The sequence below is a fragment of the Mycobacterium sp. genome (assembly GCF_965229105.1).
Classification (GTDB): Bacteria; Actinomycetota; Actinomycetes; order Mycobacteriales; family Mycobacteriaceae; genus Mycobacterium.
Genome location: NZ_OZ245858.1, coordinates 4755042 through 4780282, shown reverse-complemented (window position 1 = coordinate 4780282; position 25241 = coordinate 4755042). Strand labels below are relative to the sequence as shown.

The 25241-nt window shown below is 65.5% G+C and carries 26 protein-coding genes and 1 pseudogene; 14 read left to right on the top strand and 13 right to left on the bottom strand.

All coding sequences use genetic code 11. The annotated features are described in order from the left end of the window. Positions 1-12 precede the first annotated feature (12 nt). Both ADBZ9O_RS22360 and ADBZ9O_RS22355 read right to left on the bottom strand, forming a co-directional pair. A complete protein-coding gene (locus ADBZ9O_RS22360) occupies positions 13-831 on the bottom strand; it encodes a mycofactocin-coupled SDR family oxidoreductase (RefSeq protein ID WP_526525099.1) in 819 nt (272 codons plus the stop codon). A 1-nt stretch (position 832) separates the two neighbouring features. Beyond that, positions 833-1159 (bottom strand): putative quinol monooxygenase, encoded by a 327-nt coding sequence (locus tag ADBZ9O_RS22355; protein ID WP_526525098.1) that lies wholly within the window; start codon positions 1157-1159, stop codon positions 833-835. On the opposite strand from ADBZ9O_RS22355, the pseudogene ADBZ9O_RS22350 reads away from it, so the two are divergent. Next, positions 1122-3858, top strand: a pseudogene (locus tag ADBZ9O_RS22350) (DNA translocase FtsK 4TM domain-containing protein). The gene ADBZ9O_RS22355 and the pseudogene ADBZ9O_RS22350 sit on opposite strands and share 38 nt — an antisense overlap. On the opposite strand, the gene ADBZ9O_RS22345 reads toward ADBZ9O_RS22350, so the two are convergent. Together ADBZ9O_RS22345 and ADBZ9O_RS22340 are read right to left on the bottom strand one after the other, a co-directional pair. Then, positions 3855-4745 carry a type IV toxin-antitoxin system AbiEi family antitoxin gene (locus tag ADBZ9O_RS22345; protein WP_526525097.1) on the bottom strand — a complete coding sequence of 297 codons (891 nt, stop codon included), beginning with the start codon at positions 4743-4745 and terminating at the stop codon, positions 3855-3857. The pseudogene ADBZ9O_RS22350 and the gene ADBZ9O_RS22345 sit on opposite strands and share 4 nt — an antisense overlap. A gap of 81 nt (positions 4746-4826) precedes the next feature. Further along, positions 4827-5348, bottom strand: coding sequence for an amino-acid N-acetyltransferase (locus ADBZ9O_RS22340; RefSeq protein WP_526525096.1), 522 nt, complete (start codon positions 5346-5348; stop codon positions 4827-4829). A 54-nt stretch (positions 5349-5402) separates the two neighbouring features. Between ADBZ9O_RS22340 and pgsA the strand changes: the two genes are divergently transcribed. The 5 genes from pgsA to pspM all read left to right on the top strand — a co-directional run bounded on the left by pgsA (position 5403) and on the right by pspM (position 8675). Further along, complete coding sequence (gene pgsA / locus ADBZ9O_RS22335) at positions 5403-6011, top strand: CDP-diacylglycerol--glycerol-3-phosphate 3-phosphatidyltransferase (RefSeq protein WP_526525095.1); 609 nt, start codon at positions 5403-5405, stop codon at positions 6009-6011. Next, positions 5989-6489 carry a CinA family protein gene (locus ADBZ9O_RS22330; protein ID WP_526525094.1) on the top strand — a complete coding sequence of 167 codons (501 nt, stop codon included), beginning with the start codon at positions 5989-5991 and terminating at the stop codon, positions 6487-6489. The genes pgsA and ADBZ9O_RS22330 overlap by 23 nt, the downstream gene beginning before the upstream one ends. An 89-nt stretch (positions 6490-6578) precedes the next feature. After that, positions 6579-6905 (top strand): transcriptional regulator ClgR, encoded by a 327-nt coding sequence (gene clgR / locus ADBZ9O_RS22325; RefSeq protein WP_526525093.1) that lies wholly within the window; start codon positions 6579-6581, stop codon positions 6903-6905. A gap of 121 nt (positions 6906-7026) precedes the next feature. Next, the gene (pspA, locus tag ADBZ9O_RS22320; protein ID WP_526525092.1) at positions 7027-7839 is read left to right on the top strand and encodes a phage shock protein PspA; all 813 of its coding nucleotides are present in this window, start codon (positions 7027-7029) and stop codon (positions 7837-7839) included. 20 nt (positions 7840-7859) lie between these two features. Beyond that, positions 7860-8675, top strand: coding sequence for a phage shock envelope stress response protein PspM (pspM, locus tag ADBZ9O_RS22315; RefSeq protein WP_526525091.1), 816 nt, complete (start codon positions 7860-7862; stop codon positions 8673-8675). A 9-nt stretch (positions 8676-8684) separates the two neighbouring features. Here pspM and ADBZ9O_RS22310 read toward each other — a convergent pair whose 3' ends face one another. After that, positions 8685-9101 carry a DUF5313 family protein gene (locus ADBZ9O_RS22310; RefSeq protein WP_526525090.1) on the bottom strand — a complete coding sequence of 139 codons (417 nt, stop codon included), beginning with the start codon at positions 9099-9101 and terminating at the stop codon, positions 8685-8687. Further along, complete coding sequence (locus ADBZ9O_RS22305; RefSeq protein ID WP_526525089.1) at positions 9101-9541, bottom strand: limonene-1,2-epoxide hydrolase family protein; 441 nt, start codon at positions 9539-9541, stop codon at positions 9101-9103. Before ADBZ9O_RS22305 ends, ADBZ9O_RS22310 begins: the two co-directional genes overlap by 1 nt. A gap of 42 nt (positions 9542-9583) precedes the next feature. On the opposite strand from ADBZ9O_RS22305, the gene ADBZ9O_RS22300 reads away from it, so the two are divergent. From ADBZ9O_RS22300 to ADBZ9O_RS22280, 5 genes are all read left to right on the top strand, one after another. Beyond that, positions 9584-10765 carry a glycosyltransferase gene (locus ADBZ9O_RS22300; RefSeq protein WP_526525088.1) on the top strand — a complete coding sequence of 394 codons (1182 nt, stop codon included), beginning with the start codon at positions 9584-9586 and terminating at the stop codon, positions 10763-10765. Between the two features lie 10 nt (positions 10766-10775). Further along, a complete protein-coding gene (locus tag ADBZ9O_RS22295) occupies positions 10776-10970 on the top strand; it encodes a DUF3046 domain-containing protein (RefSeq protein ID WP_526525087.1) in 195 nt (64 codons plus the stop codon). Positions 10971-11160: 190 nt separating this feature from the next. Then, on the top strand, positions 11161-12222 hold the full coding sequence (gene recA, locus ADBZ9O_RS22290) for a recombinase RecA (protein ID WP_526525086.1): 1062 nt from the start codon (positions 11161-11163) through the stop codon (positions 12220-12222). Next, positions 12191-12727: a recombination regulator RecX gene (gene recX, locus ADBZ9O_RS22285; protein WP_526525085.1), complete on the top strand. Its 537-nt coding sequence runs from the start codon at positions 12191-12193 to the stop codon at positions 12725-12727. The genes recA and recX overlap by 32 nt, the downstream gene beginning before the upstream one ends. A 48-nt stretch (positions 12728-12775) precedes the next feature. Then, on the top strand, positions 12776-13600 hold the full coding sequence (locus ADBZ9O_RS22280) for a TIGR03560 family F420-dependent LLM class oxidoreductase (RefSeq protein ID WP_526525084.1): 825 nt from the start codon (positions 12776-12778) through the stop codon (positions 13598-13600). Here ADBZ9O_RS22280 and ADBZ9O_RS22275 read toward each other — a convergent pair. From ADBZ9O_RS22275 to ADBZ9O_RS22250, 6 genes are read right to left on the bottom strand one after another with little or no spacing between them, the layout of a single operon-like run. Next, positions 13597-16314 carry an MGH1-like glycoside hydrolase domain-containing protein gene (locus ADBZ9O_RS22275; RefSeq protein ID WP_526525083.1) on the bottom strand — a complete coding sequence of 906 codons (2718 nt, stop codon included), beginning with the start codon at positions 16312-16314 and terminating at the stop codon, positions 13597-13599. The two genes, ADBZ9O_RS22280 and ADBZ9O_RS22275, sit on opposite strands and share 4 nt — an antisense overlap. Further along, positions 16311-17273: an NAD(P)-dependent oxidoreductase gene (locus ADBZ9O_RS22270; RefSeq protein ID WP_526525082.1), complete on the bottom strand. Its 963-nt coding sequence runs from the start codon at positions 17271-17273 to the stop codon at positions 16311-16313. Before ADBZ9O_RS22270 ends, ADBZ9O_RS22275 begins: the two co-directional genes overlap by 4 nt. A 17-nt stretch (positions 17274-17290) precedes the next feature. Then, a complete protein-coding gene (locus ADBZ9O_RS22265; protein WP_526525081.1) occupies positions 17291-18181 on the bottom strand; it encodes an amino acid ABC transporter permease in 891 nt (296 codons plus the stop codon). Beyond that, positions 18178-18858 (bottom strand): amino acid ABC transporter permease, encoded by a 681-nt coding sequence (locus tag ADBZ9O_RS22260; protein WP_526525080.1) that lies wholly within the window; start codon positions 18856-18858, stop codon positions 18178-18180. Before ADBZ9O_RS22260 ends, ADBZ9O_RS22265 begins: the two co-directional genes overlap by 4 nt. A 28-nt stretch (positions 18859-18886) precedes the next feature. Beyond that, on the bottom strand, positions 18887-19717 hold the full coding sequence (locus ADBZ9O_RS22255; protein ID WP_526533384.1) for a glutamate ABC transporter substrate-binding protein: 831 nt from the start codon (positions 19715-19717) through the stop codon (positions 18887-18889). Positions 19718-19752: 35 nt separating this feature from the next. Then, on the bottom strand, positions 19753-20481 hold the full coding sequence (locus ADBZ9O_RS22250; RefSeq protein WP_526533382.1) for an amino acid ABC transporter ATP-binding protein: 729 nt from the start codon (positions 20479-20481) through the stop codon (positions 19753-19755). A gap of 121 nt (positions 20482-20602) precedes the next feature. Here ADBZ9O_RS22250 and miaB point away from each other — a divergent pair, with 121 nt between their 5' ends. Both miaB and ADBZ9O_RS22240 read left to right on the top strand, forming a co-directional pair. Next, complete coding sequence (miaB, locus tag ADBZ9O_RS22245; RefSeq protein WP_526525079.1) at positions 20603-22156, top strand: tRNA (N6-isopentenyl adenosine(37)-C2)-methylthiotransferase MiaB; 1554 nt, start codon at positions 20603-20605, stop codon at positions 22154-22156. After that, the gene (locus ADBZ9O_RS22240; RefSeq protein WP_526525078.1) at positions 22144-22746 is read left to right on the top strand and encodes an Rv2732c family membrane protein; all 603 of its coding nucleotides are present in this window, start codon (positions 22144-22146) and stop codon (positions 22744-22746) included. Before miaB ends, ADBZ9O_RS22240 begins: the two co-directional genes overlap by 13 nt. Here ADBZ9O_RS22240 and ADBZ9O_RS22235 read toward each other — a convergent pair. Beyond that, positions 22743-24101 (bottom strand): DUF349 domain-containing protein, encoded by a 1359-nt coding sequence (locus ADBZ9O_RS22235; protein ID WP_526525077.1) that lies wholly within the window; start codon positions 24099-24101, stop codon positions 22743-22745. The genes ADBZ9O_RS22240 and ADBZ9O_RS22235 overlap by 4 nt on opposite strands. A 236-nt stretch (positions 24102-24337) precedes the next feature. Here ADBZ9O_RS22235 and ADBZ9O_RS22230 point away from each other — a divergent pair, with 236 nt between their 5' ends. Further along, positions 24338-25231, top strand: coding sequence for a DMT family transporter (locus tag ADBZ9O_RS22230; RefSeq protein WP_526525076.1), 894 nt, complete (start codon positions 24338-24340; stop codon positions 25229-25231). Positions 25232-25241: the final 10 nt, after the last annotated feature.

The following is a 25241-nucleotide window of genomic DNA, read 5'->3' as shown; positions in this document are numbered from 1 at the left end:
GTCGAGCGCCGATCAGCGCTTGTTCACGTACCCGTCGTCGATCGGCAGTGTCACGCCGCTGATATGACGGGCCGCATCCGAGACCAGCCAGGCCACCGTGTCTGCGATGTCCTCGGCCTCAACGGTTTCCATCTGGACCGAGCTGTTGCCACCCTCGTTGTTGACCATGTCGTCGAGCCACTTGCGGGTGAACTCGTTCTCGACCATGGGGGTTCGCACCCCGGCCGGGTGGATCGAATTGACCCGGATATTCAGCGAACTCAGCAGATTGGCGTACACCCGCATGAGCCCGACCATGCCGTGTTTGGCCGCCGCATACCCGATGGAACCGGCCTGCGGTGCGGCCAGACCGACCAGCCCGGCGACCGAACTGGTCAACACGATGGACCCGCCGTTGCCCGCTTTGATCATCGGTCGCATGCCGACGTCGATGGTGTGGTAAACCCCGGTGAGATTGACATCGATGACGTCCTGCCAGGCATCGTCACCGGCCATCGGTGCGATTCCGGCGTTGGCGATGATGATGTCGAGGCGGCCGAACTCCTCGACGCCCTGCTTCAACGCGGTTTTCAGTGCCGCCCGATCGCGGACATCGGCGGGTGCGGCGAAGATCCTGGTGCCGAGATCCTCCACCAGCTTGACGGTCTCGGCGAGGTCGTCGGGGGTAGCCATCGGATACGGCACCGAGCTGATCTGGTCGCAGAGGTCCACCGCGATGATGTCGGCGCCTTCGGAGGCCAACTTGACCGCATGCGCGCGCCCCTGACCTCGGGCCGCACCGGTGATGAAGGCGACTTTTCCGGTCAACGTTTGACCGCCCTGGGCTCCCATCTCAGCGGATGAGCTGACCCTTGGCGGGATCACCCGCGGGCACGGCCTGCAACACCTTGATATCCGGCGCTCCGTCGAGCAGCCCACCGATCTCGGCGAACATCGCGCTGACCGCCGGTGCGGTGCTGTGGGTCTGTAGGGCGTCCGCGTCGGCCCACTGCTCGACGAAGACGAACGTGCCGTCGGCCTCGTGTAGTGCGTACAAGTCGCAACCCGGCTCGCCGTGCACCGCTTCGATCGCCTTCTTACAGGCATCGCGCACGGTGTCTACCGACTCCGGTTTGGCGGTCATGGTTGCGACGACAACTACAGGCGTTGCTGTAGGCATAGGAGATTCTCCTCGTGAGCACCGGCGTGACGTGTGCCACCCTACTGCGCGGCTGATCAGGGATGTCCGGCCGGTTAGCGCGTGACCAGTGTGGCCTATGGTGCAGATGGGACAGTTGCGATTAGGCTCTCCCCATGGCAAGCAAGACCGCTGCGCAGTCAGGTAACCGAACGACCAGGTCAAAGGCCAGTTCGCGGTCCTCTGCGCGGCCTGCGGCCCCCCGGAAAAAAGCCGCAAAACCCGCCCGTCGGCGCAGTGGGCCCCCGAAAGGGTCACCCATCGCCTCGGCCGGGGTGGCAGTCGGCCGCGCCTCCCGCGCTTCCTGGCTGATGCTGGCCAGGGGCGCGGGCAAGACAGCACGTTCCGTCGGCCGCGCGCACGATATCGACCCCGGCCACCGCCGCGACGGTATTGCCCTCGCGCTACTGGGCGTGGCGGTGGTGATCGCCGCGAGTTCCTGGTTCGACGCGGCCCGACCGGTCGGCGCCTGGATCGATGGGGCGCTGCGCACATTTGTCGGCACCGGTGTCGTGCTGTTGCCCATCCTGATCACCGTGATCGCGGTGACCTTGATGCGCACCGAACCCAACCCCGAGAGCCGGCCCCGGCTGATCCTGGGGACGGCGATGATCGCGCTACCCGGGTTGGGGTTGTGGCATATGTGGGCCGGGTCGCCGGAATCGCCGGACGGCCGCCAGCACGGCGCCGGGTTCGTCGGGTTCGCGCTCGGCGGCCCACTGGCCGACGGACTGAGCGTGTGGATCGCTGCGCCACTGTTGTTCATCGCCGTGTTGTTCGGCGTGCTGCTGTTGACCGGCACCACCATCCGGGAGGTCCCGGAGACACTCCGCGACATGTTCAGCACCGGGATGCTGCGCCGCGCCGATGACGCGGATTACGACGAGTACGACGACTACGACGAGACCGCAGAAGAAGCGGGGGAGGACGACTTCTCCGACGGCTATTACGACGACCCGTCCTCCTACGGTGACGACGAGCTGGCCGCATGGCCCGGTGGCACGCCGCAGCAGAATTACCCGCTCGACGAGGCAGTGCAGATCGACGACGCGCCCACGATCCCCGAGCCGGCGGTCGCTCGAAAAGCCAAGCGTCGCAGCGTCAAAGCCGATGTCCCCGTAGAGGTCCAGGCTGCCCCGAAAGAGGACGTGCTCTCGCTGGATCGCGTCGTCGAGGGCCCGTATGTGCTGCCGTCGCTTGACCTGTTGGTCGCGGGCGATCCGCCGAAGCTGCGCAGCGCGGCCAACGACAAGATGGTCGAGGTCATCCAGTCGGTTCTGCAGCAGTTCAAGGTCGACGCGAACGTCACCGGCTGCACTCGGGGTCCGACGGTCACCCGCTACGAGGTCGAACTCGGCCCCGGTGTCAAGGTCGAGAAGATCACGGCGCTGCAGAAGAACATCGCCTACGCGGTCGCCACGGAGAGCGTCCGGATGCTCTCGCCGATCCCCGGCAAGTCCGCTGTCGGTATCGAGGTGCCCAACACCGACCGGGAAATGGTGCGCTTGGCGGACGTCCTCACCGCGCCGTCGACCCGTCGCGATCATCATCCGCTGGTGATCGGACTCGGCAAAGACATTGAGGGCAACTTCATCTCGGCCAACCTCGCCAAGATGCCGCACCTTCTGGTGGCCGGTTCGACCGGTTCGGGTAAGTCGAGCTTCGTGAACTCGATGCTGGTGTCCCTGCTGTCACGGGCCACCCCCGACGAGGTCAGGATGATCCTGATCGACCCGAAGATGGTGGAACTCACGCCGTATGAAGGCATTCCGCATCTGATCACCCCGATCGTCACGCAGCCCAAGAAGGCAGCCGCCGCGCTGGCCTGGTTGGTCGAGGAGATGGAACAGCGTTACCAGGACATGCAGGCCAACAAGGTCCGGCATATCGACGATTTCAACAAGAACGTGAGATCCGGTGCTATCACCGCACCCCTGGGCAGCGAACGCGTATACAAGCCGTATCCCTATATCCTCGCGATCGTCGACGAGCTCGCCGACTTGATGATGACGGCCCCGCGTGATGTTGAGGACGCGATCGTGCGGATCACCCAGAAGGCCCGTGCCGCGGGCATCCACTTGGTGCTGGCCACCCAGCGGCCGTCGGTCGATGTGGTCACCGGTCTGATCAAGACCAACGTGCCGTCGCGACTGTCCTTCGCCACGTCATCGCTGACGGACAGCCGGGTCATCCTGGATCAGCCGGGCGCCGAGAAGCTGATCGGCATGGGTGACGGCCTGTTCCTGCCGATGGGTGCCAACAAGCCGATCCGCCTGCAGGGCGCCTACATCTCCGATGAAGAGATTCAGGCCGTGGTCGAGGCGACCAAGACCCAAGCCGAACCGCAGTACTTCGAGGGCGTCACCACTGCCAAGTCGACGGGCGAGCGCACCGACGTCGATCCCGATATCGGCGACGATATGGACGTCTTCCTGCAGGCCGTCGAGCTGGTGGTGTCGAGTCAGTTCGGCTCGACGTCGATGCTGCAGCGCAAGCTGCGGGTCGGTTTCGCCAAGGCCGGCCGGTTGATGGACCTGATGGAGACCCGCCAGATCGTCGGGCCGTCCGAGGGTTCCAAAGCGCGCGAGGTGCTGGTCAAACCCGATGAACTCGCCGGAACGCTGATGTTGATCCGCGGCGGTGGCGATGCCAACGGCGGGGACGTGGAGCCGGACTTCTAACCGGCACGGCCTAACCTGGCCTCCCACGCGCGATGCACCCGATCGATGATTTCGGCGCGTCGATGATCGGCGAGCACTCGTATGACGATCCAGCCCACTGAGGCCAGGTATTCCAGCCGAACGACATCGCCGGCATAGCGTGGTCGGTCGGTGCGATGGTGCTCACCGTCGTACTCGACGGCGACCATGATGTCGGGCCAACCCATATCGAGGTAGTACCAACGGCCATCTGGCCGTGCGACGGGAATCTGCGTCTGCGGTGCCGGGAAGCCGGCGTCGATCAGCGAGAGCCGAAGGTACGTTTCCTGCGGCGATTGCGCTCCATCGTCCACACTGTCCAATACGGACGCCAAGCGCCGTGATCCTCGAAGGTGCGGATGGCGTTCGGCGATCGCGAGGACCTCATCGCCGGTCAGGTGGGTCGCGTTGGCCAACGCATCCACGTCGGCGATCGCGCGGCGACGCGGGCCGCGGCGCGCCAGGTCGAATGCGGTTCTGGGCACTGTGGTCACCGGCAATCCACTGCGGTGCGCGATTTCGTCGGCGAGCAGATTGTCGCGGCGAGTGACGATCCCGCGGGGACTGCGGTTGTTGGCGAAGTTCAATTCGACCGGAACATTGGGATCGACCCATCGCGAGCCGTGCAGCGCCGCAGCGGCCCGGCCGGTGACGATCGCTTGACGACCTGACCACAGCCAGGCGGCCACGGTGCGGTCCTGCAAGCTCAGCGGCCCAGGTGGTGCGTACACATCAGGGAACACCCGCTGAAATTTCTGATTGAGCTGATAGCGGTTCACCTGGCCCGTTGCGAGTGCCTCGCTACCGGCAAAAACCCGGGTCATGCCGGGGAAGACTGCCAGCTGGACGCATTGCGGGTACTCGGCCATGCACAGTCACATTGAGTGAGCGCTGACGTCGCACACTCTGGGCAAATCTCGAACGTGAGTGCTCACTCAACGCTCAGCGGCTCAGAGAATGCGCAGCATCCGGGAGTTGCCCAGGATGTTGGGCTTGACGTAGGACAGGTCGAGGAACTCGGCGACACCGAGGTCATAGGAGCGGCACATCTCTTCGTAGACCTCAGCTGTCACCGGGGTGCCATCGATCTCGGTGAACCCGTGCCTGCCGAAGAAATCGGTCTCGAAGGTCAACACGAACAGCCGCTCCAACTGCAGATCGCGTGCGACGTCGAGTAGTCGGACCACGATCGCGTGGCCGACACCTTGACCTTTGACCTTCGGATTGACCGCAACGGTGCGTACCTCGCCCAAATCGGACCACAGCACATGCAGCGCGCCGCAGCCGACGATGTCACCGTCCTGCTCGGCCACCCAGAACTCCTGAACCGCCTCATACAGCGTGACCAGGTTCTTTTCCAGCAGAATCTTGCCGGCATAGGTGTCGACCAGGCGCTTGATGGCCGGCACATCGGACGTGCGTGCGCGACGCACCACCGGCTGTTGGACCTGTTCACCTGCACCCGTGCTCACGGCTGCACAGTATCGGCTGTCGGCGCGCGTACTGCCAACAGATATTCTGATCACGTGCCAGGCTCCTCAGAAATCCCGCCGGCAACTCCGCCGGCGGTTCCGCGCGTTTCGGTATACAACCTGGCCAATGCTCTTACCGCAGTTCGACTGGTGCTGGTGCCGGTTTTCCTGCTCGCATTGTTCTCCGGTGACGGGCACGAAACTGCCAGTCGGGTAACCGCTTTCATCATCTTCACGGTTGCGGTCATCACTGATCGCTTCGACGGTCAGCTGGCCCGTAACTACGGGATGGTGACCGAATTCGGCAAGCTCGCCGACCCCATCGCCGATAAGACACTGATCGGCGCCGCGCTGATCGGTTTGTCCATGCTGGGCGACCTGCCGTGGTGGGTGACCGTGCTGATCCTGGTCCGTGAACTCGGTGTCACGGTGCTTCGCTTTGCGGTGCTGCGCCACGGGGTCATCGCGGCCAGCCGCGGCGGGAAGCTGAAAACCCTGGTCCAGGCCGTCGCGATCGGCCTGTTCATCCTGCCGCTGGCCGGTGTCTGGCTGACGGTCGCGTGGGTGATCATGGCCCTGGCGATCGTGTTGACCGTGCTCACCGGCGTCGAATACGTCGTATCGGCAGTGAAGGATTCCCGTGGACGACCCGCTGGTCAGTGACGAGGCGCGTGGCCTCATCGCCGACCTGATCGCGCGGCGGCAGAGTGTGGCCACCGCGGAATCGCTGACCGCCGGGCTTTTGGCGGCGACACTGGCCGGTGTCCCCGGCGCCAGCGCGGTACTGCGTGGCGGCCTGGTCACCTACACCGAAGGCACCAAAATCGCGCTCGCCGGCGTCGCACCCGAGTTGCTGTCAGACGTCGGGCCCGTTGCCGCGCCGACAGCCCGGGCACTGGCCGTCGGCGCTCAACAGCGCTGCTCAGCCACCTGGGGCGTCGGGCTCACCGGGGTCGCCGGTCCGGAACCCCACGGCGGCCATCCCGTCGGGACCGTATTTCTCGGTCTGGCCGGACCTCCGGGAAGCTCCGACAGCACTGGAGTCCACGAGCTGCATTTGAGTGGTTCGCGCTGGGATATTCGCCTCGCGGCCGTCCATGAGGCCATCGTCCGGTTACGTGCTCTGGTGGCCGCAGGCTGACCGAAGTTCGCGGCGTGGGAACCATCCCGGCTGCCGTCGACGTTTACCTAAGAACTACTGCGCAACACCTCAGGACAAAGGAGAGCACGATGGCGACATTGCTGCGCGAGGTCATCGGCGACGTGCTGCGCCGCGCCCGGACGTCCCAGGCCCGCACTCTGCGGGAAGTTTCCGACTCGGCCCGGGTGAGCCTCGGCTATCTCTCCGAGGTCGAGCGCGGTCGCAAAGAAGCTTCCAGCGAGCTGCTCAGCGCCATCTGCACGGCGTTGGAGGTTCCGCTGTCGCGGGTGCTGATCGACGCCGGTGAGCGGATGGCACGCCAGGAGAAGATCGCCCTCGCGGGTTCGGGGACCACCAATATCGATGCTGCGACCAAGGTGGTCATCCCGTCGGTCGTCACCATGGCGGTGGCGTAGTTTTTTCAAGTGGTACGTCGAGTGCCAATTTCGGCCGGGGGTGTGTCGATCTGCGCCAACCCGATAAATTGGGCTACCAACATGCCAGGCAGAGTTCGACAACATAAGGCGGAATGAATCCATGGCCAATCCGTTCGTGAAGGCGTGGCGCTACTTGACGGCGCTGTTCAACTCCAAGATCGACGAGCACGCAGATCCCAAGATTCAGATCCAACAGGCGATCGAAGAAGCGCAGCGGACCCATCAGGCGCTGACACAGCAGGCCGCGCAGGTGATCGGCAACCAGCGTCAGCTGGAGATGCGGCTCAACCGCCAGCTGGCCGATATCGAGAAGCTGCAGGCCAATGTGCGCCAGGCATTGACGCTGGCCGATCAGGCGGTGTCCACCGGGGATGCCGCCAAGGCCACTGAGTACAACAACGCCGCGGAGGCGTTCGCCGCGCAGCTGGTCACCGCCGAGCAGAGCGTCGAGGACCTCAAGGGTCTGCACGACCAGTCGCTCCAGGCCGCCGCGCAGGCCAAGAAGGCCGTCGAGCAGAACGCGATGATGCTGCAGACGAAGATCGCCGAGCGCACCAAGCTGCTCAGCCAGCTCGAGCAGGCCAAGATGCAGGAACAGGTCAGCGCTTCGCTGCGGTCGATGAGCGACCTCGCTGCCCCGGGTAACACACCCACCCTCGATGAGGTGCGCGACAAGATCGAACGCCGCTACGCCAACGCCATGGGTGAGGCGGAGCTGGCGCAGAACTCCGTACAGGGCCGCATGCTGGAGGTCCAGCAAGCCAGCGTCCAGATGGCGGGCCACTCCCGCCTCGAGCAGATCCGCGCATCGATGCGCGGTGACGCGCTACCTGCGGGCGATACCCCGACGGCGACGCCGGCCACCCCGGCCGCAGCCGCCGAGGCCAGGCCCGAAAACCCGCTCGGCCAGTAAATGTGAAAGTAGGTTCCACCGTGGCGGCAAAGAGGACAACCCGGCAGTGGCAATCGCTGGTGCAGCGCGGGTTGGACTCCGCCAGCGAGGCAGCCGACGTGGTGGCGCACAAGCTCAACGCAGCCGCCGACCCCAGGTCGCGGCACCTGCGGAAACGCAAATGGGCGCTGCGGCTGGGGCTGTTCTTCGGGTTTTCGTCACTGTTCTGGGTGCTGGTGACCGGTCTGCTGGCGACGTGGAGTGTGCCGGTGTGGGGGCTGTTGATCACCGGTCTGATCGCGGCGGGCGCCGCCTTCCCGGCCACCTTGCTGTTACTGCGTTACCGCTGGCTCCGCGCCACTCCGTTGCCGGCGCAGCGGCCCGCCCTGGCCCGGCGGCTGCCGCCGCCAGGTTCGGCTGCGCGTCCGGCGATGTCGGCGCTGGGCGCATCCGAACGGGGATTCTTCTCGCTGCTGGGTGTGCTCGAACGGTCTGCGCTGCTCCCGCAGGACGAGATTCGGGAACTGACCACGGCCGCCAACCGCAGCTCGGCCACCATGGCGGCCACCGCCGCTGAAGTGGTGTCTATCGAGCGTGCGGTCAGTGCCACCCCACATTCGCAGGCATATCTGGTGCCCAGCATCAACGCCTTCACCACGCAGCTGGGTAACGGAGTCCGGCAGTACAACGAAATGGTCACCGCCGCAGCGCATCTGGTGTCATCGGCGACGGGCGGCTCGATGCCGGTGTCCCCGATGTCCCAGCAGCGTTACCGCGACGAGCTGACCCATGCCACCGATCGTCTGCTCGGCTGGGCGCAGGCCTTCGACGAACTGGGCGAGCTGCGCCGAGCCTGAGGGGGCCTCCTAGATACCGGTACCGGAGGGCGGACCATTGCGTGGTCCGTATTTGTCGATGTACGCCTGATGCATAGGAGCGTTCTTCTGCCGTGAGATCGCGTCGACCAGGCTGGGGTCCAGACCGTGCAACCGCAGCATGTGTCTGCGCCAGATCTTGTTCAGCGCGTGCGAGAAGTAGATGAACGGGATCAGGATCGGCACCGTCATCGACAGATGCACGTACAGCGTCGTCGGGATCAACCAGAACGGCGCCAAGATCAGCAACGCCGGGATGAACACTCGGACCATCACGCGCCGGGTGGCACCCGGTCCGGACAGGTCCTGGCGCACCCAGTCGAGCATCGAGTCGGGCAGTCGGCGGCTGGCATAGCAGTACCCGATCAACTGCCACAGGTTCGGTTTCGTGCGACCGGTGGCTGCCATCAGAACTTCCGCTGCAGCGACGGAACCGCCATGGCGGCAACCCCACGCACGATCGCCTTGACGAAATCAAGGTTGTCGAAGTAGTCCCGCCACAAGGTGATTCGGCCATCATGGACCTCGAAAACGCCGCATACCCAGAAGTTGAGCCGCAATGGTCCGATGATCAGCGCATCGGTACGTTCGGTCAGCACGGAGTCGCCGTCAGCGGCCGCCCGGTGGATCTTGACGTCAAACCCGAGGCTGGGTCGCTTCATGCGCGCGAACAGCTTCATCGCGCGCCGCGAACCGTGGATCGTCGGGAATCCGACATTCTCGTAGACCAGATCCTCGGCCAGCAGTGCGCCCGCGGTATCGAGATCCTTATCGCGTAATGCGGCGAGGAACTTCTCCACGGTGGCGGTGTTGACATCCGTGGTCACATCAGTGGTCTGCTCCGTCATGGCCATCAGCCTAGTTCGCCTTCCCTGTGACAGGGTGGGGCGATGCGCGTCGCCGTGGTGGCCGGACCCGACCCGGGCCATGCGTTCCCCGCGATCGCGCTGTGCTTGAAGTTTCTGGCCGAAGGCGATGCCCCGACGTTGTTCACCGGTACCGAATGGCTCGATACCGCCCGGGCGGCCGGTATCGCTGCGGTCGAGCTGCTCGGTCTGGATCCCACGGCGTTTGACGATGACGAGGACTCCGGTGCGAAGCTGCACCGGCGGGCGGCCCGGATGGCCGTGCTCAACGTCCCTGGCCTGCGGAAACTGGCGCCGGATCTGGTGGTGTCGGATGTCATCACGGCGTGCGGTGGGATGGCCGCCGAACTTCTTGGCATCCCGTGGGTGGAGCTGTGCCCGCATCCGCTGTACCTGCCGTCTCGGGGCCTGCCGCCGATCGGCAGCGGGCTGGCACCGGGAACTGGCATCCGTGGTCGGTTGCGGGACACCGTGATGCGGTCGCTGTCCGGGCGGTCGTGGCGCCTTGGGCTGCGGCAACGGTCGGCCGCCAGAGTGGAAATCGGCCTGCCACCCGCTGATCCGGGACCGGTGCGCCGACTGATCGCCACCTTGCCCGCCCTTGAGGTGTCGCGCCCGGACTGGCCGCGCGAGGCCGTCGTGGTGGGGCCGCTGCATTTCGAACCGACCGATGTGGTGCTCACGGTGCCGCCGGGGGACGGGCCGCTGGTTGCGGTCGCACCGTCCACCGCGACGACGGGCACCACCGGACTGGCCGAGCTGGCAGTGCAGTGCCTGATACCGGGGGAGGTCCTCCCTGCGGGCGCACGCGTGGCGGTATCCCGGCTCGGAGGGGCGGATCTGCACCCACCGCCGTGGGCCGTGGTGGGGTTGGGTCGCCAGGACGAACTGCTGTCGCATGCCGATGTGATGGTGTGCGGCGGCGGGCACGGGCTGGTCGCCAAGGCGTTACTCGCCGGGGTACCTCTGGTGGTGGTCCCCGGCGGCGGCGATCAATGGGAGATTGCCAATCGTGTTGTGCGCCAAGGCAGTGCGCAGCTCATCCGGCCGCTGAGCGCGGGTGCGTTGACGGCGGCGGTGCAGGAGGTGCTGGCCACCCCGGCTTACCGGGCGGCCGCCCGACGGGCCGGGGCGTCGCTGTTACATGCCGACGGCGTCGCCGATCCGGTACGGGTGTGCCATGACGCGGTGAGGGGAGCTGGGTAAATTGGGTGGCGTGCGGCTGACTGAATTCCGTGAGCTCGTCGACGGGCAGTTCGGCGCGGTGCGGGGGGCATCGTTGTTGGTCGACCATGTGCTGACCCCCCTCGGCGGACGTACTGCAGCGCAGGCCATCGAGGACGGGGTGGAGCCGCGCGAGGTGTGGCGGGCGCTCTGCGCCGATTTCGACGTGCCGCGCGATCAGTGGTGATCCGCGTCCCGCTCAGCAGCGTCTGAACACATCCGGCGCGTCGCCTTGCCTTCGAACACCTGTTCGCTATTCTGGTGAGCGTTCGACCGCAGTGATTTTTTGTCACTTTCTTGTCGGGGGTCTGTTCTAACGTCTGGGCCAACCGATCGGAACACCGGTCACCGAACACGACTACCGGAGAGGCACCACCATGGCGCAAGCCCCTGATCGCGAGAAAGCCCTCGGACTGGCCCTCGCGCAGATCGAGAAGAGTCACGGCAAAGGCTCGGTGATGCGCCTCGGCGACGAGGTACGCCAACCGATCTCAGTCATTCCGACCGGATCCATCGCGCTGGACGTGGCGCTGGGCATCGGCGGCCTGCCACGTGGTCGCATCGTCGAGATCTACGGTCCGGAGTCCTCGGGTAAGACCACCGTTGCTCTGCACGCCGTCGCCAACGCGCAGGCGGCCGGCGGTATCGCGGCCTTCATTGACGCTGAGCACGCGTTGGATCCCGACTACGCCAAGAAGCTGGGCGTGGACACCGACTCACTGCTGGTGTCCCAGCCCGACACCGGTGAGCAGGCGCTGGAGATCGCCGACATGCTGATCCGGTCCGGCGCGCTGGACATCCTGGTCATCGACTCGGTGGCCGCGCTGGTCCCGCGCGCTGAGATCGAGGGCGAGATGGGCGACAGCCACGTCGGCCTGCAGGCCCGGCTGATGAGCCAGGCGCTGCGCAAGATCACCGGCGCCCTGAGCAACTCGAATACCACCGCGATCTTCATCAACCAGCTCCGCGAGAAAATCGGCGTCATGTTCGGTTCGCCCGAGACCACCACCGGTGGAAAGGCATTGAAGTTCTATGCCTCCATCCGCCTCGATGTGCGACGCATCGAGACGCTGAAGGACGGCACCGACGCGGTCGGCAACCGGACGCGGTGCAAGATCGTCAAGAACAAGATGGCACCGCCCTTCAAGCAGGCCGAGTTCGACATCCTCTACGGCAAGGGCATCTCCAAGGAGGGCTCGCTCATCGATATGGGCGTCGAGCACGGCTTCGTCCGTAAGTCCGGTTCCTGGTTCACCTATGAGGGTGAGCAGCTGGGCCAGGGCAAGGAGAACGCCCGCAACTTCCTGATCGAGAATCCCGATACGGCCACCGAGATCGAGAAGAAGATCAAGGAAAAGCTCGGTATTGGTGCAGTGCTGACCGCTGATTCGACCGATGGCCCGGCCAATGGCGTCCTCCCCGTCCCAGTCGACTTCTGAGCCATCCCGCGACGAGCCATCTCGCGACGAGCAGGCGCGGACGCTATGTCTGCGCCTGCTCACCGTCCGAGCTCGCACCAGAGCCGAGTTGACCGGGCAGCTGGAGAAGCGGGGATATCCCGATGACGTCAGCACCCGGGTACTCGACCGGTTGGCCGACGTCGGTCTGATCGACGACGTGGATTTCGCGCAGCAGTGGGTGCGGTCCCGACGGATCAATGCGGGAAAAGGCAAGCGCGCGTTGGCCGCTGAGCTTCGGACCAAAGGTGTCGACGGTGATGTGATCACTGCGACGCTGGAGACCATCGACGCCGCCGCGGAGCGGGAACGGGCCGAAGAGCTGGTGCAGAGCAAGCTCCGTCGTGAGGCGCTGAATGGTGACGATGACGACAAGGTGATGCGTCGATTGGTCGCCATGTTGGCCAGGCGCGGATACAGCCAAGGCATGGCGTTCGATGTGGTGCGCACCGAACTGGCTGCAGAACGGGATCGGCGCAAGGTCTGACAAGTTCTGGCAGGCGCCGATCGGGTCGGCTGTCGGAGAATGGGCGGCATGCTGCTCTCAGCCAAGCTGGCGCCCACGTTCGACTATCCGATCCTCGAGGAATTCTGGCGCACCGCTGACACGCTCGGATTCCATTCGGTCGCCAACTACGACCACTTCTACGGGCTGGCCGACCCCGCCACGCCGACATTCGAGGGCTGGACATCGTTGGCGGCGATGGGTGCGGTGGTGCGGCGCGCGCGGATCAGCTGCCTGGTCAGCGGCGTCACCTACCGCAACCCCGCAGTGCTGGCGAAGATGGCGGTCACCGTGGACCACATCAGCGGTGGCCGGCTCGATTTCGGTATCGGTGCCGGCTGGCACGAGGGTGAACACCGCGGTTACGGTATCGAGTTTCCCAGTGCGGGAACACGTGTCGACATGCTCGACGAGGCGCTCACCGTCATCCGTCGGCTGTGGACCGAAGACTCGGTGACATTCGCCGGCCGCTTCTACACGCTCACCGACGCGCTCTGTGAACCCAAATCGGTGCAGCGCCCACACCCGCCGATTGTGATCGGTGGCGAGCGGCCGCGCATGCTGCGGGTGATTGCCCGCCATGCCGACGAATGGAACGTGGTCAGTCTCGGTGATCCGCAGGCCTGGGCGCAGATCAGCGCCAACCTCGACGCGGCGTGCCGGGAAGTCGGCCGCGACCCCGCCCAGATCAGGCGCTCCGTGCAACTGTTCCTGTACCCCGCGCAGGACGGTCAGCTCGAGGAGCAGTTGGCGCTCCTGCCCGAATTCGAGGCAGTCGGTTGCGCACACGCGGTGCTCTCGTTTTACCAACCGCCGACGGTCGATCAGCTGCGGCGGGTGGCGGAGCTGATCTAACTGTCCTGTGCCCGGTCGCCGGCCATCAGGCGCGAAAGGACTTCGGCCATCGGCGGAACGGCCCCATGTCGACGCCGGATCACGTCGGCCACCAGCCCGGTCCAGCCGGTTTGATGGCTCGCGCCCAGACCGGCGCCGGTATCCCCGTGGAAGTACTCGTGGAACAGCAGATTGTCGCGCCACCGCGGGTCGGTCTGCAGCCGCTGCACCGTGCCGAAACACGGGCGGGTGCCGTTGGCGTCGACCAGGAAAAGGGACACCAGCCGGTCCCAGAGGTCATCGGCCACATCGCCGAGGTTGACCTCGATACCTGAACCGGTCGGATATTCCACCAGCAGCTCCTGGCCGCAGAAGTGGTGGTAGCGCTCCAGCGCTGAGGCGACCAGGTAGTTCAGCGGAAACCACACCGGTCCACGCCAATTCGAATTTCCGCCGAACATCCCGGTGGTGGACTCGGCAGGCTCGTAGTCGATCCCCGCCTGCCAACCGTTGACCTCAAGGATGTAGGGGTGCTCCCGGTGGTACGCCGAGAGCGAGCGCAGCCCGTGCGGTGACAAGAACTCCGCGGGATCGAACAGGGTGCTCAGCATGCGACGCAACCGATCTGTACTGAGCACACCGAGCAGTAGCCGTCGTTGGCCGTCCTGTACCCGCAGCAACTCGGTATCTGCCTCGTCAGCTTTGGCCAGACCCCGCCGGTGCAGGTAGTCGGCGAAACGTTTGCCGACCACCAGTGACTGGTCCAGGACGTCCTGGTCGATGACCGCGGAGGCCAGCAACGGAATCATCGCCACCATCGAATGGACTCGTATCGGAATGATGGTGCCGTCGGGCAGCACGATCCGGTCATAGAACAAGCCGTCGGTTTCGTCCCACACCCCGACGGTGTCGAGAGCATCGGCGATCAGGGCGAAGTGCTCGGCGAACTTCTGCACCAGGTCCAGCGCCGGCCGGTATCGGGTGCCGTGCAGGACCGCGGCGATCTGGGCCATCGACAGGGCGTAGGTGGCCATCCAACCGGTGGCGTCGGATTGTTCGAGGATGCCTTCGAAGGGCAGTTCCGACCGGTTCAGCGGACCGATATTGTCCAGCCCCAGGAAGCCGCCTTCGAACAGGTTGGAGCCGTCGGCGTCCTCACGGTTGACCCACCAGGTGAAGTTGACGAGCAACTTGTCGAAGATGCGGCTCAGGAAATCCATATCGCGGCCCTCGTCGATGGCGAAGACCTCCAGGGCGGCCCACGCCTGCACCGGCGGGTTCAGGTCGCTGAAGTTCCATTCATACGACGGCAGCGCACCGTTGGGATGCTGGAACCATTCCCGACAGAGAAGGGACAGTTGATATTTGGCGAAAGCCGGGTCGACGTGAGCCAGGGCCACGCATTGGAACGCCAGATCCCACGCCGCGAACCAGGGGTACTCCCAGGTGTCCGGCATCGACATGATGTCGAAGGCCTGAAAGTTCCGCCACTGCGCATTGCGGATCTGCAGCCGTTGTGGGGGCGGGGCGGGTTGGCCCGGGTCGCCGTCCAGCCATTGCGCGACGTCGTAGTAGTAGAGCTGTTTACTCCACAGCATGCCGGCGAACGCTTGCCGCATCACCGCGGCTTCGTCGGATGATGCTGCGGCGGGGGTGAGTTCGGCGTAGAACTCGTCGGCCTCGCCTCGGCGGCGGGCGCGCACCTCGGCGAACTCCTCGCCAAGCGGATCCGCGGGCGCGCCCTGCCATTCCGACGGTGGGCGCAGTCGCAGCCGCAGTTCGACTGACTGCCCGGCCCCAACCGAAACCTGATACCAGGCAGCACATTTGGAACCATGCAGCGCCGGGTTGACGGTCGCCGCGCCGGTGACCACATGATCGTTGATGCCGTCGGTGGGGTACGGGGACAGCTCGGCCTGATCATAGATGCGCGCCATGTTGGTGACGTTGTCGCAGAACAACAGCGTGGGCGGGGCGCCACCGGGGTTCGGACCGCAGAGGAGTTGCAGATCGCCGAGGAAGGGATGGGTTGTGGTGACGGTGCCGGGTTCGGTGCCCGACATTGTTGGTGCAGTCGCGGTGTCGTCCCAGGACCAGGTGTTGCGGTACCAGAGCGTGGGCAGCACGTGTAGCAGCGCGTCAGATGGGCCAGCGTTGGTGATGGTGATCGACATCAACACGTCGGTGGGATCGGCCTTGGTGTATTCGACATCGACGATCCAATAGCGGTCATCGTCGAAGATCCCGGTGTCCAACAGCTCGTATTCGGGTTGGTCTTTACTGCGAGTCTGGTTCTCTTGCAACAGATCCTCATAGGGATACTCCTGCTGCGGATAGTGGTAACGCCACGTGTTGGAGGCGTGGCTTGGCAGCGCGTCGAGATACCACCAGTACTCCTTGGCGTCCTCGCCGTGGTTCCCCTCATAGCTGTTGAGTCCGAATACGCGTTCCTTGAGGATCGCGTCGCGCCCGTTCCACAGCGCTAGCGCCAAGCACAGTCGTTGTTCGATATCGCTGAACCCGGCCAGACCGTCCTCGCCCCAGCGGTAGGCGACCGACCGGGCGTGGTCATGGGGCAGATAGCTCCAGGCGTCGCCGTCAGCGCTGTAGTCCTCGCGCACCGTGCCCCACTGCCGCTCGCTGAGGTACGGGCCCCACAGATACCAATCACTGGCCTGGCGCAGCCCCTGGTCCAGGCGGCCGAAACTGTCGACCCGGCCGCGCTCGGCGCTCATCGGGCAGTCGCAGCGCCGGGACCTGCGACCAGGTTCGGCGGAGTGCCGCCGGCGGCGAACACCTCGATCTGGTGTAGCGCCACCGCATAGGCGCGTCGCCAGGCGCCGACGGTGTCCCCGGCCACATGCGGCGTCAGCAGCAGATTGGGCGCTGACCAGAGCGGATGCCCCGCGGGCAGGGGTTCTGGATCGGTGACGTCGAGTGCGGCGCGAAGCCGCCCGGAATTCAGCTCGGCCAGCAAGGCATCGGTATCGACCAGCCGGCCGCGTCCGGCATTGACGACAATCGCGCCGTCGCGCAGTCGGGCCAGGAAGCCGGCATCGACAATATGGTGCGTGGCAGCGCTTTCGGGCAGCAGAGCGACGACGGCGTCAGCGGTCGGCAGCAGCTCATCGACCTCGGACAGTGCGTGCACTCCCGGCCGGGCGGTCCGCCCGACCAATGTGACGTCGGTCTGAAACGGCGCGAGCCGGGCCGCGAGGTTGACCGCCAGATCGCCTGCGCCCAGCACCACGATCCGCTTACCGATCAACGTGTCGGTATCGCGGTGACCCCAGATACCGTCGGCCTGCTGCTGGGCGAAGACAGCAAGGTCGCGGTAGATCGCGAGCAGGGCCGCCACCACCCATTCGGCCGACGATCCGCCGTGCGCACCACGGCCGTTGGACAGCAGCACCCCGGCGGGCAGTTGGGCCGGCCACTGCTCGAACCCGGCATTGAGGGTCTGCAGCAGCCGCAGACCGGGCAGGTCGGCGAATCTGGCTCCGGTTTCGGGGGCATGGTCATAACCGACCACAACGACCGTCGCATCCAGGTGCCCCGCGGGCCAGGGTTCGCCCGGCACGTAGCGAATCGCTTCGATGGCCGCGGCCGCAGTGGTCGAGGCCGAGCCCAGCACCTCAAGACCGAGATCGTCGGGGACAAGGACTTTCAGGCGCGAGGCAGGCGAGTCGATCACCCCGTCAACGTTAGGGCCTAATCGGCCTGCTGCACGCGAGCGCCGGGCGCACCCTCTTGTTCGATGGCCTGAGGGTCCAGCGGTCGCGGGGCCCGGCTGGACCGGCGCAGGCGCTTTTCCAGCCTGACCGCAGCGGCCGACAGTGCGAAGTTCACGCTGATCATCAGGATCGCGATGACGATCAGGGCCGGCACGTAGTTGCCGTAGGACGCACCGACCTGGGTGCCCTGGCGGACCATTTCCACGAAGGTGATCTGGTAACCGATCGCGGTGTCCTTGAGGACGACGACCAGCTGTGAGATCAGCACCGGCAGCATCGAGGTGATTGCCTGTGGCAGCAGGATGGCGCGCATCGTCTGGCCCCACCGCAGCCCCAGGGCCGAGGCGGCCTCGGCCTGGCCCTTGGGCAGTGAGGTGACACCCGCGCGGACGATCTCGGCGATCACCGCGCCGTTGTACAGGGCCAGACCGGTCACCACACCGGCCAGCGCGAGTTGCTTGGACGGGAAGACGTCGTAGAGCGCGTACAGGGCGAAGGCGAAGATCATCATGATCAGCACCGGCACCGCGCGGAAGAACTCGACGAACACCGAGCAGAACCACCGGATCGGCGCGTTGTGGGACAGCCGCCCGACGCCGAGGAGGAATCCCAGGATCAAGGCCAACACGATCGAGATCGCGGCCGCGGTCAGTGTGCCCTGAATGCCCGGCAGCACGTAGGTCTTCCACAGGTTGGCGGTGAGGAACGGTTCCCACTTCGCCGAGGTCAGCTGACCCTTGGCGGATAGTTTCGAATACACCACCCAGGCCACCAGGACCAGCACGATCAGGGTGATCGCGGAGACCACCCGGTTGCGGGTCCGCGCCCTGGGCCCCGGTGCGTCGAACAGGACGGATGCGGTGCTCATCTGGCGACCGCCAAGCGCTTACCGAGCCAGCCGAACAGCAGGCCCAGCGGCAGGGTCAGGATGACGAACCCGGCCGCGAAGATGGTGCCGATGAGCAGGAGCGCGGCCTCATTTTCGATCATCTTCTTCATCAGCAGTGCCGCCTCGGCGACACCGATCGCCGAGGCGATGGTGGTGTTCTTGGTCAACGCGATCAACACCGAGCCCAGTGGGATGACGACCGCCCGAAAGGCTTGTGGTAACAGCACAATTCGCAGGTTCTGCCCAAAGGAGAAGCCCAGCGACCGGGCCGCCTCGGCCTGCCCGAGCGGCACGGTGTTCACCCCCGAGCGAATCGTTTCGCAGACGAATGACGCGGTGTAGAGCGTCAGGCCGAGCACCGCCAGGCGGAAGTTGCTGTCGTCGATCGAGGTCAGTGAGTTCGCATCGACCAGGGTGATACCGAGGGTTTGGGACAGTCCGAACGAGCAGAACAGGATGATCAGCGTCAGCGGGGTGTTGCGCAGGATGTTGACATAGCTGGTGCCGAGCCAGTTGAGCATCGGCACCGGTGCCAGCCGCATACCGGCCAGCACCGTGCCGATGATGAGCGCGCCGACACCCGAGTAGACCGTCAGTTTGATGGTGATCCAGAACGCCGCGAAAATCTCGTCCTGATACTTGGTGAAGATCTCCACAGACGCTTACCCGGGTCCCGGAGCCGACTCAGTACTTGTCGATGGGGGGCGGGGCGGGGGCGGTGATGCCCGCCGGGCCGAGGTTCTTGTCGAACGCGGCCTTCCAGGCCCCGTCGGACTCCATCTTCTCCAGTGCAGCGTTGATCTTGGTGCGCAGTTCGGTGTCATCCTTCTTCAGGCCGATGCCGTACTTCTCGGTGGAGAACGGCTGCCCGACGATCTTGAAGGTGCCGGGGCTCTGCGCGGCGTAGCCGGCAAGAATGGTCTCGTCGGTGGTCACCGCGTCGACCGCGCCGTTCTTCAGGGCCTCGATGCAGGCCGAGTACGTGTCGTACTGCTGCAGCTGCACACTCGGGAACTCGTCCTTGATCTTCTGCGCCGGCGTCGAACCCGATACCGAGCACAGCTTCTTGTTGTTGGCCAGCGAATCCTTGCCGGTGATATCGGTGTTATCGGCCTTGACCAGCAGGCTCTGACCGGTGATCAGGTAGGGCCCGGCGAAATCGACCTTCTCCTTGCGGGCGTCGGTGATCGAGTAGGTGGCGGCGATGAACTTCACCTGGTCGTTTTGGATCAGGGTCTCGCGCTGCGCCGACGGCGATTCTTTCCACTCGATCTTGTCCGGGGCGTACCCCAGTTCCTTGGCGACATAGGTCGCGACGTCGACGTCGAAACCGCTCATCGTGCCGTCGGGGTTCTTCAGACCCAGGCCGGGCTGATCGAACTTGGTGCCGATGACGATCGTGTCGCCGTCGGAGCTGCTGCCGCCACCACCGCAGGCGGTCGCGGACAGGGGCAGCGCGACAGCCAGTGCGATCGCCGCGGCCACACGGATTTTCGGGGATTTTCTTCTCTTCAGAAACGACACAGTCGTATTCCTTCCCGCCGGAGGCGTTAGTGGTTGAGGATCTTGCCGAGAAAGTCTTTGGCCCGGTCGCTCTTGGGGTTTTCGAAGAAGTCCGCGGGCGTGGTGTCTTCGACGATCGCCCCGTCGGCCATGAACACCACCCGGTTGGCGGCGCGGCGGGCGAACCCCATTTCGTGGGTGACCACCAGCATCGTCATCCCTTCTTCGGCCAGCCCGGTCATGACCGCGAGCACCTCGTTGATCATCTCGGGATCCAGCGCGCTGGTGGGCTCATCGAAGAGCATGACCTTCGGTTCCATGGCCAATGATCGGGCGATGGCTACGCGCTGCTGCTGACCGCCGGAGAGCTGGGCCGGGTACTTCTCGGCCTGGTTGGCGATCCCGACACGTTCCAGCAACGCCATCGCCCGCTCGTGGGCCTTGTCTTTGGACATCCCGCGCACCTTCATCGGGGCAAGGGTGACGTTCTCCAGAATTGTCTTGTGCGCGAACAGATTGAACGACTGGAACACCATGCCCACATCCGAGCGCAGCTGCGCCAGTTTGCGGCCCTCGGCTGGTAATTCGTCTCCGTCGATAGCGATGGTGCCGGAATCGATGGTCTCGAGGCGGTTGATGGTGCGGCACAAAGTCGATTTGCCAGAGCCCGAGGGACCCAGGACGACGACCACCTGCCCGCGGGCCACTTCGAGGTTGATGTCTTTGAGGACGTGAAGGCTGCCGAAATGCTTGTTAACGTCCCGGATTGCGATCATCGGCGTATCTGCACCGGGGTTCATGGCCCCTGACCTTACCCAGGAAACCCACAGCGTGCCTGGAAGTCGACGATCAATCGGGTTCTGCGGTGTTTTGGGTGGTGACGACGGCGTCCGTACGATGGTGCGCGTGACTTCTACGGTGAGCCAAGACCAGCTCGAGGCGGCCAACCCGGCTGATCTGACGCTGCAGGCGCGCACCTACGAGGTGCGCACCTATGGCTGTCAGATGAACGTGCACGATTCTGAGCGGTTGGCGGGACTGCTGGAGGCGGCGGGCTATCGGAAAGCCGCCGACGGTTCCGACGCCGATGTGGTCGTCTTCAACACGTGTGCGGTCCGCGAGAACGCTGATAACAAGCTGTACGGCAACATCAGCCATCTGGTCCCGCGCAAAGAGGCCAATCCCGATATGCAGATCGCGGTCGGCGGTTGCCTGGCGCAGAAAGACCGGGAGTCGGTGCTGCGTCGCGCGCCGTGGGTCGATGTCGTGTTCGGCACCCACAACATCGGTTCGTTGCCGACGTTGCTGGAGCGGGCTCGGCACAATCGGGTGGCCCAGGTCGAGATCGCCGAATCCCTGGTCGAGTTCCCGTCCTCGTTGCCCGCGGCGCGGGATTCCGCTTACGCCGCTTGGGTTTCGATCTCGGTAGGGTGCAACAACACCTGCACGTTCTGCATCGTGCCCGCCTTGCGCGGTAAAGAGGTCGACCGCAGGCCGGGGGACATCCTGGCCGAAGTCGGCTCGCTGGTCGATCAAGGTGTGCTCGAAGTGACGTTGCTCGGCCAGAACGTCAACGCCTACGGGGTGTCCTTCGCTGATCCTGAAACACCGCGCGACCGAGGCGCTTTCGCGGCGCTGCTACGCGCCTGCGGGACGATCGACGGCCTTGAGCGGGTCCGGTTCACCTCGCCGCATCCCGCCGAGTTCACCGATGACGTGATCGAGGCGATGGCAGAAACGCCGAATATCTGTCCCGCGTTGCACATGCCATTGCAGTCCGGTTCGGACCGCATCCTCAAGGCGATGCGGCGGTCCTACCGAGCCGAGCGCTACCTGGGCATCATCGACCGGGTTCGGGCCGCGATGCCGGATGCGGCGATCACCACCGACATCATCGTCGGCTTTCCGGGTGAGACCGAAGATGATTTCGCGGCGACTCTCGATGTGGTGCGCCGGGCCCGATTCGCCAGCGCCTACACCTTCCAGTACTCGAAGCGGCCCGGCACCCCGGCTGCCGAATACGCCGAGCAATTACCGAAAGCCGTTGTGCAGGAGCGTTATATGCGATTGATAGCACTGCAGGAGGAGATCTCCTGGGCGGAGAATCTGGCGCAGGTCGGAAAACCGGTGGAACTGTTGGTGGCCGCAGGAGAGGGTCGCAAGGACACCGCGACCGCACGGATGAGCGGTCGGGCGCGCGACGGCAGACTCGTGCATTTCGTGCCGGGCGCGCAGCAGATTCGGCCCGGCGATGTGGTGACCACGGTCATCACCGGTGCTGCACCGCATCACCTGATCGCCGACGGCCAGGTGCTGACCCATCGCCGCACTCGCGCAGGCGATGCCCATGAGGCCGGAGTTCGGCCGCGCACCATCGGTCTTGGGATGCCCGCGCTCGGTGTTGGCGCTGTCTCGCAGCAGGCGCCTGCCGGTGCCGGGTGCTCGCTGTGAGCGCACCGGAAGGCTTCGAGAACTTCAAATCCGACCTCGAGGCGGCCGAACGACGGGTGGCGGGTGAAATTGACCCCGGCCCAAGGGCTTTGGTGGTCGCCATCTTGGTCTTCGTGCTGCTGGTGTCGTTCATCCTGCCGCACACCGGTGGTGCCAGAGGCGTCGATGTGGTGATGGGGGACGCCGCCGCGATCGATGTCGGCATTGCGTTGCCCTCACGGGTGTTCTGTTGGCTTGCGCTGGTCTTTGGCGTCGGGTTCTCGATGCTGGCATTGCTGACGCGGCGCTGGGCGCTGGCCTGGGTGGCACTGGCCGGATCGACGGTGGCCAGCTTCACCGGGCTACTGGCGGTCTGGTCACGACAGACCGCTGCCAGCGGGCATCCCGGCCCGAGCTACGGCCTGATCCTGGCGTGGCTGACGGTCATCATGCTGTCGTTTCACTGGGCCCGGGTGGTGTGGACCCGGACCGCGGTGCAGTTGGCCGCCGAGGAGCAGCGCCGCCGTGCCGCTGCCGCCAACGAGTCCAAAAGCCTGCTCGACGGGTTCGGCGCAGCAGGCGATCCGCCGACCGACCCGAAGGCCGGTTAGCGCCGCTTCGTGAGTGCGCTGGCCGCCGCGTCTGCCCACTGCCGCCACTGATCAGCATTGGCCTTGGCCGCTTCGGCATCCTTGGTCTTACCGGCAGCGGCGGCTTTGGCGGCCTGCTTCTCGTACTGCTCCGCACGTGAGCGGAACTGCTCGGCGCGCGCCGCGGCTTCGGGATCGACCCGCTCGGCGTCGACCGCGTCGCGCACCTTCTTTTCGACCGCGCGTAGCCGTCGCTCCAGGTCAGCGGTGCGTTCCTTGGGCACCTTGCCGATCGCGTCCCACTTGTCGGTGATCGACCGCAGCGCGTTGCGGGCGGCGTCGGGATCGCTGGCGTTGATCTTCTCCGCCTCGGCAAGCAGCTTTTCCTTGGCGGTGGCGTTGTCCTTGAACTCGGCGTCCCGTTCGGCGGTGATCGCGTTGCGGGCGGCGAAGAAGGTGTCCTGCGCGGCCTTGAACCGCTGCCACAGTGCGTCGTCGACGTCCTTGGCGGTCCGGCCTGCGGCCTTCCATTCGGTCAACAGATCGCGGAAAATTCCGCTGGTTGGGCCCCAGTCGGTCGAACCGGACAACGCCTCGGCGCGCTCGCACAGGCGTTCCTTGGCCGACCTAGCACCGGCCCGCTCACGGTCCATCTCCGCGAAATGCGAGCCGCGGCGCCGGTTAAACGTCTCCCGGGCCGCCGAATATCGCTTCCACAGCGCGTCGTCGGTTTTGCGATCCAGGCCGGTGATGGTCTTCCACTCGTCCAGGATCTCGCGCAGCCGGTCACCCGCTGCCTTCCACTGGGTGGCATTGGCGGCCAGATCCTCCGCTTCGACGGCCAGTGCTTCTTTGCGGGCGGTCTGGGTGGCGCGCTGCTCGTCGCGTCTGGCGCGTTCGGCCGAGGCGGCGGCATCAGCGTGCTCGGCGATGGCAGCTAGGCGCGCGGCCAGTGCATCGACGTCGCCGAGCACGGTCGCCGTCGGCAGTGATTCGGCCAGCGTGGCGGCCGCGGCTTTGATCTTGCGGGCATCGCCGGTGCCGGATTCCAGCCGGTGCTCCATGAGCGCGACCTCGGTGGACAGATCGTCATACCGGCGACCGAAGTGGGCGAAAGCCGCTTCGTTGTCGCCGGCCTGCCACGAACCGATGGTCCGCTCACCGGCAGAGCTGATCAGCCAGACGGTGCCGTCATCGTCGACGCGCCCGAAACGGTGCGGGTCGCTGCTGGGCACCGCGGTCACCGGGGCCGTCGGGACCGCCGCGACCGGTCTCGGTCCCGGCCTGGGGCCCGGCCTTGGACCCGGTGTGGGCCTTGGGGTGGGTTCCGGCGTGGTTTCCTGCGTCGGTTCCTGTGTCGGATCGTCTGTGGTCATGAGTCCCGGTACCTAACCCTCCGCGCGGTGGTCCGCGCACTGCCGCGCAACGCGGCGCCTGTCGGCCGTCCACGCTATCGGAGCGGTTCTGATAGCTGTTCACGGGACGTTTTTTGTATTCGTGTGTGGGTATTGAAGCAGGTCGGTCAGCGTCGCGCGGCCAGGTTTGCATTGCAGAATCGCTGTCAGTTGCGTCTACTGGCTCTAAACACGACAGGAGTTGCACATGGCGGGCAATGTCTAAAGCCGATATCGCCGCGCTGCTGGCGCTGGGGGCGGCCCTGTTCATTGCCATCGGCGACGTCATGCATCAGCGGTCTGCGCATGAGGTCACCGAGGAAAAAGTCGGGCATCTCGAACTGTTCCTGCGACTGCTCAAGGACACCGGATGGTGGCTGGGCAGCGCGGTCGCGGCCATCGGGTTCATCCTGCAGGCGGCGGCACTGGGTTTCGGGTCGGTGTTGTTGGTGCAGGCGCTGCTGGTCACCTCGCTGTTGTTCGCGCTACCGATCAACGCCCGGCTGACGCACCGGAAAGTGACCCGCTGGGAATGGACCTGGGCGGCGCTGCTGGCGGCGTCGGTCGCTGTCATCGTCACCGTCGGCAACCCGACCGAAGGGCACTCCAGGGCGTCGCTGGAGATCTGGACGGTGGTCATCGCCGTGCTCGGGCCGCTGCTGGTGCTGTGCGTGGTGGCGGCGGGTTTCCTCTCGGGTCCGATCAGTGCGGTGCTGCTGGCGATCGTCTCCGGCGCTCTGTGGGGGCTGTTCGCGGTCCTCACCAAGGGTGTCGTCGACCTGCTCGACCACGGGTTGTGGCGGCTGCTGGAGGCACCCGAGCTGTATGCCTGGGCGGCGGTGGGGGTCGCAGGTACCGCGTGGCAACAGTCGTCGTTCCGTGCGGGATCGTTGACGGCGTCGTTGCCGACGATGACGGTGACCGAGCCGATCGTCGGGTCGGTGCTCGGCGTGTTCGTCCTCGGCGAGACCTTGCGGCCCGGTGAGGCGGGCTGGTTCACCCTGGTCGCAGCCATCGTGGTGATGGTGGTGTCCACCGTCGCGCTGGCTCGCGGTGAGGCCGTCGCCACTTCTTCGCTGGCTGCTTTTCCCACGGACCCAGCCGGGCACTAGCGTTATCTCC